The sequence below is a fragment of the Maribellus sediminis genome (assembly GCF_011799805.1).
Classification (GTDB): Bacteria; Bacteroidota; Bacteroidia; order Bacteroidales; family Prolixibacteraceae; genus Draconibacterium; species Draconibacterium sediminis_A.
On sequence record NZ_WXUB01000002.1, the window covers coordinates 225,465 to 240,079 of the forward strand.

At 43.0% G+C, this 14,615-nt stretch carries 9 protein-coding genes; all 9 read left to right on the plus strand.

All coding sequences use genetic code 11. The features are described 5' to 3' along the window. Positions 1–394 precede the first annotated feature (394 nt). The 9 genes from HFD85_RS07620 to HFD85_RS07660 all read left to right on the plus strand — a co-directional run bounded on the left by HFD85_RS07620 (position 395) and on the right by HFD85_RS07660 (position 14,553). A complete protein-coding gene (locus HFD85_RS07620) occupies positions 395–3,634 on the plus strand; it encodes a SusC/RagA family TonB-linked outer membrane protein (RefSeq protein WP_167607218.1) in 3,240 nt (1,079 codons plus the stop codon). 17 nt (positions 3,635–3,651) lie between these two features. Continuing rightward, positions 3,652–5,487: a RagB/SusD family nutrient uptake outer membrane protein gene (locus HFD85_RS07625; protein WP_206081910.1), complete on the plus strand. Its 1,836-nt coding sequence runs from the start codon at positions 3,652–3,654 to the stop codon at positions 5,485–5,487. Between the two features lie 32 nt (positions 5,488–5,519). Further along, a complete protein-coding gene (locus HFD85_RS07630; RefSeq protein ID WP_167607222.1) occupies positions 5,520–7,151 on the plus strand; it encodes a DUF4957 domain-containing protein in 1,632 nt (543 codons plus the stop codon). Between the two features lie 120 nt (positions 7,152–7,271). Beyond that, complete coding sequence (locus HFD85_RS07635; RefSeq protein ID WP_167607225.1) at positions 7,272–8,645, plus strand: pectate lyase family protein; 1,374 nt, start codon at positions 7,272–7,274, stop codon at positions 8,643–8,645. A 15-nt stretch (positions 8,646–8,660) separates the two neighbouring features. Next, the gene (locus HFD85_RS07640; RefSeq protein ID WP_167607227.1) at positions 8,661–10,292 is read left to right on the plus strand and encodes a glycoside hydrolase family 43 protein; all 1,632 of its coding nucleotides are present in this window, start codon (positions 8,661–8,663) and stop codon (positions 10,290–10,292) included. 3 nt (positions 10,293–10,295) lie between these two features. Further along, positions 10,296–11,129: a rhamnogalacturonan acetylesterase gene (locus HFD85_RS07645; protein WP_167607230.1), complete on the plus strand. Its 834-nt coding sequence runs from the start codon at positions 10,296–10,298 to the stop codon at positions 11,127–11,129. Further along, a complete protein-coding gene (locus HFD85_RS07650; protein WP_167607233.1) occupies positions 11,119–12,087 on the plus strand; it encodes a pectinesterase family protein in 969 nt (322 codons plus the stop codon). The genes HFD85_RS07645 and HFD85_RS07650 overlap by 11 nt, the downstream gene beginning before the upstream one ends. 10 nt (positions 12,088–12,097) lie before the next feature. After that, positions 12,098–13,792, plus strand: coding sequence for a glycoside hydrolase family 28 protein (locus tag HFD85_RS07655; RefSeq protein WP_167607236.1), 1,695 nt, complete (start codon positions 12,098–12,100; stop codon positions 13,790–13,792). Positions 13,793–13,797: 5 nt separating this feature from the next. Further along, positions 13,798–14,553: a rhamnogalacturonan acetylesterase gene (locus HFD85_RS07660; RefSeq protein ID WP_167607239.1), complete on the plus strand. Its 756-nt coding sequence runs from the start codon at positions 13,798–13,800 to the stop codon at positions 14,551–14,553. Positions 14,554–14,615: the final 62 nt, after the last annotated feature.

Genomic DNA, 14,615 nt, shown 5'->3' on the forward strand with positions numbered 1-14,615 from the left:
TAGTAATGTGATTTTTGGGGCCAAATTGACCCATTCTATGGGAAAAATATCCCGCTATTTGGGAAAATTTTCATCGAACGGGAAGTCTGCCACTAGGTTTTGGGAAAATTTTAAGCCGGCTATCCGGCAGTTGCAATTAACTTGCACACCTACCTAAGTGAGAACTAAAGCGAATGGGACAAATGCAACAAAACCTAAAAAAAACCAATTGGATAATTATTATTTCAATTGCGGTGCTTGTGGTTCTGTTAATTGTTTTGCTCAATCTCGTATTAAAATAGGTATTAGGCTAAACGAATATTATTTAATTAAATCTAAATGGTAAACTATGGTAAATTCTGAAAAGAAACGTCATGCTCTGTCTCGGAACGGTCTGTTCCGTAGCCTAGGAGTTATGATTCTCATCCAGCTATGTTTTGCATTTACAATCTACGCGCAAAACATTACAGTTACGGGTAAAGTTACCGACGCAAGTTCGGGAGAAGAACTGCCTGGTGTAAATGTAATCCTGAAAGGAACAACAAAGGGAACAATTACGATGGCAGATGGTACGTATACGTTAGAAGTGCCAGCAACCAATGCAGTTCTGCAATTTTCATTTATTGGTTACACGTTAAAGGAAGTGCCGGTGAATGGAAACACAACTGTTAATGCGGCACTTGAAACCGAAACTACTCAATTAGATGAAGTAATTGCGGTAGGTTATGGTACAGCCCGAAGACGCGATCTTACCGGATCGGTATCAACGGTAAACAGTGAAACTTTAAAAAAGATCCCGGTTGCTAACGCTGCTGAAGCCATCAAGGGACGACTCCCCGGAGTAAACATCATTACAACCGATGGTTCGCCCGATGCTGAGATCGTAATCCGCGTGCGTGGTGGTGGTTCTGTAACTCAGGACAATTCACCCTTGTATGTTGTTGACGGTTTTATTACCAGCAGCATCCGAGGCATTCCGCCTAATGACATTGCCAACATCACCGTATTAAAAGATGCTGCAGCTACAGCAATATATGGTGCACAGGCTGCAAACGGAGTAATTCTTATTACCACCAAAAGTCCAACCGAAGGAAGAACAACGGTAAGTTATAATGGGTATGTTAAAATTAGTACGCTCCCTCAGGAACGTAAATACGATGTACTTGATCCGTATGAATTTGTGATGATGCAGTATGAATATGCTGCTCTTCGCTCAGATGCAGATTTAAGAAACTTTGAACGTTATTATGGGAAATATGATGATCTTGAGTTGTACCAAAAAAAACCATATACCGATTGGCAGGATGAACTCTTTGGAGATCCGGTAATTTCACAATCGCATAACGTTAGCATTAGCGGGGGAACGGCAAAAACCAAAATGAGTTTAAGCTTAACTTCTGATAATGAAGAAGGTATTATGATTGGTAACGGATATAAAAGAAATGTAATCAATTTCAAATTAAACCACGATATATCCAATAAACTGAAACTGGAAGCTCAGACAAGGATTACCGATACCAAAGTGGATGGAGCCGGAACTTCGGGAAGTTCGCAGTTACGTGTCAAGAATGTAATTACTGCTCGCCCGTTGAATGGTATTGCCGACGAACTCGATATTGATCTTACAACGGTTGATTCTGATGATGATTATCAGTCTTTCCTATTAAGCCTGATCAATCCGGTTGAATTGGCGAAACAAGATTGGAGACAGCGAAATACAACTACTTATGTCTTGCAGGGAGGACTTACCTGGGAAGCCATGGAAGGACTTACGCTGAAGTCAACCATCTCGAGCAGTCAGAGTTACGAAGAGCGCCTTAGGTATTATGGCCCACTTACCAGTACTGCACAACAACAAGGAAACAGCCTTCCATTGGGAGACATTAACAATCGCAAAAATACTTCCATTCGCTGGTTGAATACAGCTCAGTATGTATTCCAGGATTTGGGTGAACACAACCTGGATATTATGTTGGGGCACGAAGTTTATTCAAACGGTGGTAAATCAGACGATGTTAGGGCGATAAACTTCAGAGAATCAATGCAACCCGACGAGATGTTTGCAAATATGGCGCTGGGTACTGTAGTGTCTTATTCTACATCTCAGAGTACGGATCAGAACCGACTTTCATTCTTTGGTCGTGCCAATTATCAGTTTAAGAATAAATACCTGTTAACGGCTACATTGCGTTCCGACGCCTCGAGTAAATTCTCAAAAGACAACCGGGTAGGTATTTTCCCGGCAGTTGCTCTGGGTTGGAAAATCAATGAAGAAGCATTTATGGCAAATGCCAACAATATTGATGAACTGAAACTAAGACTTAGTTATGGTGAAACCGGTAACGACCGTATACCGGCAAATGCTACCAAATTCCTCTTTAGTGCTGATACAAATAATGGCCCTGGCATGGGTACCAATGCATACAACGCCTATTATTCACCTGACGGATCAACCCTATATAATCCGAATATTCTCTGGGAAACTACAGTGAACCAGAATATTGGTCTCGATTTTATGTTCTTCGGGGGTCGACTGAGCGGTAGTTTAGATGCTTACAACAACAAAACCAAAGACCTCTTGCTCGCATCGGCTATTTCCCCGATTTCGGGTTTTAGTACACAGTGGAACAACATTGGTAGCACTTCCAACAAAGGTTTTGAAATGATGTTAAATGCCACCCTGATTGAAACTGGAGATTTTCAGTTTCGTACGAACTTCAACTTTGGTATCAACAAATCCAGGATAGAAGAATTGGATGGCACTGATGAGCGATTTATCCAATCGAACTGGGCGAGTACCGACCTGAAAGACCGCGACGATTACTACCTGGCAGTTGGCGAAACCATAGGTTTAATCTACGGCTATGTAAACGATGGCATGTATACAGTGGACGATTTCAGCGGCTACAACGAGGTTTCTGGAACTTATACCTTAAAAGATGGTGTTCCCGACAATAAAAATACGCTGGGAGTATCAAGTCTCCGTCCTGGATACATGAAACTTAAAGATATTTCTGGCCCTGACGGAAAGCCGGATGGTGTAATCAACAGCATGGACCGCAAAGTGATAGGCAGCGCATTGCCCGATGCATTTGGAGGTTTCAGTTTCGAAGCAACCTGGAAAGGTTTCGACGCTTCCGTTCTGTTTAACTGGATGGTTGGTAACGACGTGTATAACTCAGGAAAAATCGATTACAACCAGCTTTACAGAACCAGATATGGTAATATGCTGGCTGATATGAGTTCTGACAAACGATTTACATACATTAATGTAGCAGATGGTTCGGTAATTACCGACCTCGAAGAATTGCGCCAACTTAATCAGGATAAAACCATTTGGAGCGGTAGCAACTCTTTCGGACAGGCAACTGCTGTTGTTAACGATTGGGCAGTAGAGGATGGTTCCTTCCTGCGCTTGAGTACACTAACACTGGGATATACCATCCCAACAAACATTAGCTCTAAAGTTGGAATTTCACAATTCCGCTTATATGCAACAGGTTATAACCTGTGGTTGTGGACGAAGTATTCAGGATACGATCCTGAAGTAAGTACTTCGAGAAGCAGCAACTATGGATCTCTGATCCAGGGACTCGATTATTCATCGTACCCACGAAGCCGATCGTTTACCTTTGGTGTTAATGTAACCTTCTAATCTAAAATGAATATAAGATGAAAGAGATGAAAATTAAACATTTATTATATGCGCTGGTGGTATTCTTTTCGGTTACTGCCTGCCAGGATTTCTTAGAGCCGGAATCACTTTCGACCTTCGACTCTAAATACATCTTTTCGAATGCTGAAGATGCAAGGAAAGCGGTTAACGCCATGTATGTTCACTTCAGTCACGACGGTTTCCGCTCGCGTTTGTCGAACAACATGACCGGAAATACCGATATTGAACACGCCGGTGGTACGAGCGATGGAGCCCGTTACCAGATTTGGAGACTCGATGCCCAGGAAAACAATGGTGACTTGGGTTATGTATGGGATATTGGTTATAAGGCCATTCGCGATGCCAATATTGCCATCGAAGGTATTTTGGCCAGCGATGCTTTAAATTCAGAAGATGTAACACTTTCAAAAAATATGTACCATCTTTTAGGAGAAGCATACACCATGCGTGCCTACTGGTACAGTATGCTGATCTACTATTTCGGAGATGTGCCATTCTCAACCAATGCTCCTTCGGTGGATGTTGAATTTAACTTGCCAAAAGAAGACCGCAATGTTATCCTGTCTACCGTGATACAGGATATGATTGATATCGAAGAGAAAATGATGTGGGCTGACGAGTTACAGTTTGGTATAGAACAGATCAACCGCGAATATACACTGGGAATGATTGCACGCTTAGCCCTTCAGCGTGGAGGTTACTACCTCACGCCTGAATTAACCATGGAGCGCGAGAGCGACTATCTGGATTATTATACCATTGCGAGAGATTATACTAAAAAGCTGATGACGCTGAAAGACCGCGATCTTCCTTCTGATTTCCGTCAGATCTTTATGAATCAATGTAAGTTTATTTCGCCAAGTAACGACGATATTCTTTTTGAAGTTCCTTTTGCAGTAGGCGAAGGCGACGTGGGCTGGAACATTGGTATCCGGGTTGATGCAGGAAGCCATCCTTACGGTAGCGGATCGAACTACATGGCCATGCCACCTACTTATTACTATTCTTTCGACCAGGAAGATAAACGTCTTCCGGTAACCTGTGGACTTTATATGATTAACGGCGATTTTGTGCAGGAACTGATAAGTACAAGCAGCATGAACATTTCTCAGGGTAAATGGAGTAGGGCATACCTGGATAATCCTCCCGGCCCTTCGACCAATAAAGGAACAGGTATAAACTGGCCAATGTTGCGTTACGCCGATGTACTATTAATGTTCGCCGAAGCCGAAAACGAATTGAACGGACCAACAGCTGCCGCACAGGAAGCTTTCAAAAGGGTACGTCAACGTGCATTCGACGAAGCCGCATGGGATACTAAAGTCGATCAGTATATTGCCGGAATCTCGGGTAGTAAGGAAGCTTTCTTCAATGCTATTGTTGATGAGCGTGCCTGGGAATTCGGTGGTGAAATGATTCGTAAATACGAACTTATTCGATGGAACCTGTATTCAGAAAAGGTAACTGAAACAGTAGAAGGCTGTAAAAAAATGGCCGACGATGCGGTTGCAGGTACCGGAACATTACCTGATTACGTGTATACCAAACTGGATGAAAAGGGTGACCTGGTTATTTTAAATACTCACGAAAAAGTAGTTTCAAATCCTGATGAAGATGTTTGGGAGCGTCAATCCTGGTTGATTTCTCTATCAAGCGAAACAACAGCAGATGGATACGCCGAATGGATCAGCCGAGATTGGGATAACTACATCAATCCAGGGAATATTGGAGTGCCGGATGGTATAGTCCGTTACATCTTCCCAATCCCGGTACTTGGAATTGATAATAGTAAAGGATTATTGAAGAACGATGGATACAACTTCGGATTCTAAGTTCAATCAATTAAAATTAAAAGTTGATAATTATGAAAATAAATATTAAAAGTTTAGTTTATATCATGCTTGCCGGGCTTTTGGGAATTATAGCCTGCAATAATGATGATGAAGTCTTTGAAAGAACGAGGTTATTTCAACCTGTTCTGAATGAAGATTTGTATTCGGAAGATAACACCATTATCGTGAATCTTGGCAACATGAAGCAGGCGGAGAATTATTTTATTGAAGTAAGCCGTGATTCCGGAGTTACGATCGATTATTCCTTTACGGTGGATACCAACTATTTTATTATTGACGAGAATTTGGTTGGTGAAGAACTGTTATGGTATACACTATACCAGGTTCAGGCAACAGCTAACGCCGATGAATCACAATACAACAGTTTGCCATCATTTCTGGGAAGTGTTCGTACACAGAAATTTCCTTCGAACATGGGTACACCTACCTATTTCGATATTCTCGACAACCGTGCTAAAGTATTCTGGACACCATCAGGTTCATCAATCACTACTATAAAAGTGTTTGCTGCCGACGATGCCCGACTGACAAATCCTTTGTCGGTAAAAGAGCTGACGGAAGAAGAAATGTCAGCCAGTGAAGCCGTTGTTGGGGGGCTTTCTCCTGCAACGGAATACCAGATTGCCATATTCAGTGGAGAAACCATTCGTGGCTGGGAAGTGTACCAAACACGTGAAGCACTTGAGTTGGGTGATAATGTGATTGATCTGACAGGAATTGATACTATGGTTAACTTTGCAACGGCGTTGGCCGATGCTACCGAAGGAGCCGTGGTAGTGCTCGAAGGAGGTAAAACTTACGAAGCCGGTGGGTATGAATTCAACGTTTCATTAGCCTTTGTTTCAGGTTACAGTTTTGTTGCTGCACTGCCGGTTATCGATTGTAATTCGAACTTTAACCTGCTCGATGGCGCTACTGTTGGAACCATTTCATTTAAAGATATCAAACTTACTGCTTCCGATGGTGGCTTTGGTGGCCGGTATGTATTCAATATCGACAAATCCGGAACCATCGATGAGATTAAGTTCGATGGATGTGTTATCCGTACGCTTCGCGGTATTGGCCGTATGAAAGGCGGAGAAGGTGTATTAAATAATTATACCATCAACAATTGTCAAATCGACAGCATCAACGGATATGGCGTGATCAGTGTAGATAAGAATACCTGGGCGTGTAATAATATAACTTTAAAGAATTCGTCTATTTCAAAATGTCAGTATTTCCTTGTTAGCCGTAATAACACAAACTCGCTGACCATCTCTGATTGCACAATAAACGAAGCTCCTGAAAAAGGACGTCAGCTATTGCGTTGGAGAGAAGCGGGACAGGACGAAGTTACCAACGTTAGTATTACCAATACAATAATTGGTCACGGTTGGAATATGACCGGTGAAGAGGATTACGCCATTGACGGATTTGATGGAATGGCCAGTACAAACTGGAATGTCGTTAATTGTTACACCACAGGAGATTTTAGTTATGGTGAAGGCAAAGACGAAATTCCCGGATTACCGATAGGAAACTATACAGGTTCGGTTAACGACCTGTGGACCGATCCTGGCAATGCGATCTTCGAAATAAAAGACAACGGATTTGCCGGTAAAAACGACTCGGGTGATCCACGATGGAGACCCGGATTGTAACTGTATTACACTTAAAGTTCATAAGTAACATAGTTAGTTAGTTAGTTAGTTAGTTAGAAACCGGGGTGCATGTTGATGTACCCCGGCTTTAACTTTCTTTTCTGGAAAAGGTATTTTGCAATGAGATTTTTACTGGCTTTCCTTTTGGTTATTGCAGCCCATTTTACACAGGCTCAAACGCCTGCTTTCCCCGGAGCCGAAGGTGGTGGCAAATATGTTACCGGCGGGCGTGGCGGAAAAGTACTGTTCGTTGATAATCTCAACGATAAAGGAAATGGAAGTTTCAGAAAAGCCATCGAAACTGAAGGCCCGCGAACCATTATTTTTAGGGTTTCAGGAACCATTGAACTCAAAAAAACTTTACATATTAGAAACAACGATTTAACTATTGCAGGACAAACTGCTCCCGGAGACGGGATATGCCTGAAAAATTATGGCATTCGTGTCGATGCTGACAATGTGATTATCCGATATATTCGTGTTCGTCCCGGCGATGAGGCACAGGAAGAAAATGACGCCATTTACGGACTTCGCCGAAGAAACGTGATCATCGATCATTGTAGTTTTAGCTGGGCCGACGATGAAGTGGCTTCGTTTTACGACAACGAAAATTTCACGCTACAGTGGTGTATTCTTAGCGAAAGCATGTACCATTCTTTTCATCACAAAGGGAACCATGGCTATGGTGGAATCTGGGGCGGTTTAAATGCCTCCTTCCACCATAATTTGATTTCCGATCACACCAGCCGAAATCCACGGTTTTGCGGATCGCGTTACAGCAACGATCCCGAAAGCGAAAAAACCGATTTCAGAAACAATGTGATTTATAACTGGGGATTTAACAGTGCTTACGGTGGCGAGGAAGGTTATTATAATATGGTAAATAATTACTACAAACCTGGCTCGGCAACCAGAAAAGATGTCCGTGACCGGATACTGAACCTTACGCAGGAATTTTTTAATGCCAGTTACAATACTGATACACTTGGTGCAGGTTGGTTTTACATCAATGGAAATGTGGTGGAAGGCCATCCCGAAATTTCGTCTGATAACTGGAACGGCGGAGTTCAGGGAAAAGGGGTGAATGAAACCACTTTGAAAAAGTCGAGATTATCAGAACCCGTTGAACATGCACCTGTCACAACCACCGATGCAGAAACGGCTTACAAACAGGTACTTCAATCGGTTGGCGCCAGTTTGGCTCGCGATGCTGTTGACAAAAGAGTAATTGAAGAAGCCAGAACAGGAAACGAAAAATACGGAAAAACATTTGGCGGAGGAGGTGTAGGTATCATCGATTCGCCTGCCGAAGTGGGAGGTTGGCCCGAGTTAAAATCGCTTGAACCACCGCTGGATTCGGATAAAGACGGGATGCCCGATGACTGGGAAAAGAAATACGAACTTGATCCAACGAAAGCAGACAATAATTTGTATACGATCGATAAAGCATACACCAACCTTGAGGTATACATTAATTCATTGGTAACAAAATAGAACTAGTACAAACAGATGAAAAACAGACATTCATATAAAATATACCTGGTGCTTTTGGCTGGAATATTTATTTCTGTTCAGTCCATGGCACAGAATGATATCTCGAAAGTTTGGGTGGCCGACAATGGCGACGGAACCTACAAAAATCCGATTCTCCATGCCGATTATTCCGATCCTGATGTGGTGCGCGTTGGAGCCGATTACTACATGACAGCTTCGTCGTTTAACTGTGTTCCGGGATTGCCGATTTTACATTCAAACGACTTGGTAAATTGGAGGCTTATCGTTTATGCACTCGACAAACAAGTGCCGGAGGAGGTATTTAATACGCCGCAACACGGAAATGGTGTATGGGCACCCTGCATTCGTTATCACAACAATGAATTTTACATTTATTACCCCGATCCTGATTTTGGAATTTATATGATTAAGGCCGAAAAAGCTGAGGGACCCTGGTCGAAACCTGTTTTGGTAAAAGGGGGTAAAGGTTTGATCGATCCTTCGCCGCTTTGGGATGACGATGGTAAAGTATACATGGTTCATGCATTTGCAGGAAGCCGGGCACGAATAAAAAGTGTAATAGTGGTAAATGAGCTGAATGCTGAAGGTACCGAAGTGATTGGAGAAAATGTAATGGTATTTGACGGTCATGACGGTCATTCAACCATTGAGGGCCCCAAATTCTACAAAGCAAACGGTTACTATTACATTTTTGCTCCGGCCGGAGGTGTTTCAACAGGTTGGCAAACAGTGCTGCGTTCAAAAAATGTTTACGGGCCCTACGAAATAAAAACGGTAATGGCACAAGGCCATACTGATATTAACGGACCGCATCAGGGAGCTTGGATCAACTCTTCCACAGGTGAAGACTGGTTCATCCATTTTCAGGATAAAGAAGCTTATGGACGGATTGTTCATCTGAATCCGATGAAATGGGAAAATGACTGGCCGGTAATTGGTATTGATGAAGATGGTGACGGAATAGGTGAACCTGTGTTGACCTATAAAAAACCCAATGTAGGGCAAACTTACCCGCTTGCAACTCCACCGGAAAGTGATGAGTTTAACGGCAATAGTTCGGGAGTTCAATGGCAGTGGCATGCCAATCCACATATTTCTTTTGGTTTTCCATCTGGAAACCTGGGTTTTTACCGACTGAACTGTATTGTTCGTCCAGGAGGCAGCGAAGGACTTTGGGAAGTTCCCAACATTCTCGCACAAAAATTTCCTGCTGAAGAATTTACGGCTACTACCAAACTCGATTTTACTGCCAGAACTGCCAGTGAAGAAACCGGTTTTGTGGTGATGGGTGAAGATTATCAATACATCTCGCTGCGCAACCTGGAAGATAAAATGGTGTTGCGTGTTGTGCGATGCAAAAATGCGCGGACTGGTGGAAAGGAAGAAGAACTGCATGTTGAAGATTTCGATGGAACTGAGATCTACTTCCGTGTAAAAGTGCAAAAAGGAGCCATGTGTAGTTTTAGCTACAGCACCGATGGAAAGAAATTTAAGGAAGTGGCAAATGGTTTCGAAGCCAGACCCGGACGCTGGATTGGGGCTAAAATAGGATACTTTGCTTTGCGCGATGACATAACAAACGATTCGGGAACAGCTGATATCGACTGGTTCAGAATTACAAAATAGTACATGACGAGATTTCAAAAATATATATTGATTGTCGCTCTTCTGGCTTTTTTCGCTTGTACTCCATCCGAAAAAAGTGAGGAAAAGAAATCCATTACCGTTTGGTTAATTGGAGACTCAACGGTTGCCAATTATGCTGATAATTATGATCCGGTCGGCGATTATATGAAAGACAGATATCCGGTAACCGGTTGGGGGCAGGTTTTTCAGCCTTTTGTTTCGGGAGAAAACCTGAAGCAACTCTATCCGCTGCTGCAAGCCGATAGCGCAGCAGTTGACGACCGTGCACGTGGTGGCCGAAGCACCCGTACCTTTTTCCAGGAAGGAAGATGGCGTACAGTTTATGAATCTCTTCAATCCGACGATTTTGTGTTGATGCAATTCGGACCTAACGATGCTTCGGAAAGTAAACCGGAACGCTACGTAAACGAAGAAGGTTATAAGGAATTTTTGCGTTTGTTTATTCAGCAAACACGCGAGAAAAAAGCCACCCCGATCTTGTTAACGCCTGTTGCCCGTAATTACCCGTGGGAAGACGGTCGTCTGATAAATGTACACGGCGGCTACCCGGCGGCTGCAAAAGAAGTTGCAACCGAAACCAACACCATGTTGATTGATTTAAATGAAATGTCGATCGAGTTTTTTTCGGAGAAAGGCCGCGACTTTGTTTCGCAGAATTATTTCATGAATCTGCCTGCTGGCAAATACGAAGCTTATCCCGAGGGTCAAAACGACAATACCCATTTTCAGCCCGAAGGTGCAAAAGCGATAGCCGGATTGGTGTTTCAGGGATTGAAAGAGCTGGCCAACAAAAAGGAGTTAAAAGATGCCAATTAAGTACCTGATCATATCACTTTTGTTCTTATGTTGGGTAGTTCCAACATCGGCTTTCGATTTTGTTGTGGCAAAAGATGGCAGCGGTGATTTTTCCACTGTTCAGGAAGCCATCGATGCGGTACCCGATTTCAGAAAAAACAGGACAACAATATTTATTAAAGCTGGTGTTTACAAAGAAAAGTTGGTACTTGCAGCAAGTAAAACCAATGTCACTTTTATTGGGGAAGATCTTGAAAAAACGATTTTAACTTACGATGATTTCGCATCCAAAAAGAATCGTTTTGGCGAAGAAATGGGAACAACCGGTTCAACATCGTTTTACATTTTTGGCGATGGTTTTATTGCCGAGAACATCACCTTCGAAAATGCCGCAGGTCGGATTGGGCAAGCCGTTGCTGTTCGCATCGATGGAGACCAGGTGGCTTTCCGAAATTGCCGTTTTCTCGGAAATCAGGATACGCTGTACCCACACGGAGACCGCAGTCATCAATATTTTAGGAATTGCTACATCGAAGGAACCGTAGATTTCATTTTTGGCTGGTCTATCGCCCTGTTCGACGGGTGTACGATCTTTTGCAAAGATCAAGGTTACGTAACAGCTCCTTCAACTTTGGAAGAAACGGAATTCGGATTTGTATTTCTGAATTGTGTCATCACCGGCGATGCTCAAAAAGGCTCGTTCTATCTTGGACGTCCGTGGCGGCCATACGGAAAATCGGTTTTTATTCAGTGTGAATTGGGAAATCATATCAAACCCGAAGGCTGGCACAACTGGGGTGATCTGAACAAAGAAAAGACTGCCTTTTTTGCCGAATACAAAAACACCGGTCCCGGAGCCGATATTAGCGAACGCGTAAAATGGTCGCATCAACTTAGCGAAGAAGAGGCTCAAAATTATACCCCGCTGGTTGTTCTTGGAGAATGGATTGAGAAAATTGAATGGTTTGAAAATAAATAAATGATAAAAGATGATAAAGCTACCTTTTTTAAAACTGATTGTACTGCTTCTGGTAATAGGTACTTCATGCAGTGTTGACAGCACAAATAAGGAGGAAAATAATACCATTTCTTTTGAAGGAATTGAATTTGATATGCCCGCGATATCCGAACCGATAATTCCTGATTATTCGGTTTCCATAACCGATTTTGGGGCAGTTAACGGTGGAAAGGTTCTAAATACGCAGGCCTTTTCCGACGCTATTGATGCTGTTACTGAAAAGGGAGGTGGCAAGGTAGTTATTCCTCCTGGTGTGTGGCTCACAGGTCCAATAATACTGAAAAGCAACCTGGAGTTACATGCCGAAGCAGGTGCGTTAATTATATTTTCCAAAGATAAAGACCTGTACCCCTTGGTACATACCAGTTTCGAAGGATTGAATACCTGGCGGTGTATTTCGCCTATTTACGGTGTTAACCTCGAAAATATTGCCTTTACCGGCAAAGGAGTTTGGGACGGTTCGGGCGATGCATGGCGCTTCGTTAAGAAAAGCAAGGTAACCGAATCGCACTGGAAAAAACTTGTAAAATCGGGAGGTATTGTGAATGAAGATGGCGACGAATGGTATCCGTCGGAACAATACCTGGAAGCTGCCTCAGGGCCTGCCGATCAGAATGTTCGATCAGATCTGAAAACCAAAGAGGATTTTATGGCCATCCGCGACTTTTTGCGCCCGGTGATGCTAAGTATCCAAAACAGTAAAAGAGTAATGCTCGACGGACCCACATTTCAGAATTCGCCCGCATGGTGCCTGCACCCACTTATTGTTGAAGATCTGATCGTCCGGAACGTTACCGTACGCAATCCCTGGTATTCGCAAAACGGCGATGGCCTGGATGTGGAATCGTGTAAAAATGTACTGGTTGAAAACTGCAGTTTCGATGTTGGCGACGATGCCATCTGCATCAAATCAGGTAAAGACGAACATGGCCGCGAACGTGGTGTTCCCTGCGAAAACCTGGTCATCAGAAATAACATTGTATATCATGGTCACGGCGGAGTTACCGTTGGAAGCGAAATGTCGGGTGGCGTAAAAAATATGCACGTTTCAAACTGTACTTTCATTGGTACCGATGTTGGTTTACGCTTTAAAAGTAACCGTGGTCGTGGCGGAGTTGTCGAAGGCATTTACATTTCAGGCGTTCAAATGAAAAATATCCCAACTTTTGCCATTTCGTTCAACTTGTATTACGGTGGAAAATCAGCTTCCGAAATGCTTGAAGAAGGAGGTGCAGATAAAAAGTCGGGAGAAGAGCCGGTCACCGAGAAAACGCCGCAGTTCAAGGATATTGAAATTTCTGACATTGTAGTTGATGGGGCCAACCAGGCTGTTTTGTTGCAAGGTCTTCCCGAAATGAACCTCGAAAATGTGAAATTAAGCGACATGATACTTTCTGCCGATATGGGAATTACGATAGCTGATGCCACAGGTATTGAAATGAAGAACGTTCAACTCGAAACCAAAGACGGTAAGGCGATTGCCATGTACAACGTGAAAGACGTGGATGTCGAAAATATTAGATTCGATTTCGATGCAGCCGATAATGTTATTATCATGGGAAATAAATCAGCAGAAGTTTCAATAAAAAGTGCCGAAACAGGTGATTTAACAACTTTTGTTACCGTTGGAGCTGAAGTTAATAAAGCAAGCATCAAATTAAAATAACGGAGATGCGTAATTTTCTGAAATACCGTTTACTGGTTTTGTTAACAGGAATTATTCTTTTAAGTGCGTGTAAGCAAGAACAGGCAATGAATATTTTTTGCATTGGCGATTCAACAATGGCCAACAAAAAAGCTGAGGTCTATCCCGAAACAGGATGGTGCCAGGTAGTTGGCGATTATTTCGATGAATCGGTAACCATCCATAACCATGCAGTAAATGGCAGAAGTTCAAAAAGTTTTATCGACGAGGGCCGCTGGCAGGTGGTGCTTGATAGCATGAAAGAAGGCGATGTGCTTTTCATTCAGTTTGGACACAACGACGAGAAATATTATGACTCCACACGATATACAACTCCCTGGGGAACCTACACCGAAAATCTTGAACGATTTGTAACTGAAGCCCGTAAAAAGGGTGCCGAACCTGTTTTGTTTACTTCCATTGTACGCCGTAAGTTTGGCGATGATGGCAAGCTGATCGATACCCATGGCGATTATCCACCCGCAACAAGAAAGGTGGCCGAAAAATTAGAAGTTCCGCTGATCGACCTGCAGAAACTTACAGAAGATTGGGTTAACGGAATAGGCGATGAACCTTCGAAAGCCATGTTTTTATGGACCGAACCGACCGACCGCTATCCGAATGGTAGGCAGGACGATACGCATTTACAGGTTGAAGGAGCAAAAAACGTGGCACGGCTTGCAATGGAAGAATGCCATCGTCAGGATTTGGATTTTTCGGGCAGAATAAAATTGAATAACTAGATTTTAAAACACAAGACCATTTACGACGGTTTTTGTGAGAAACACAGATCAATAAACGAATT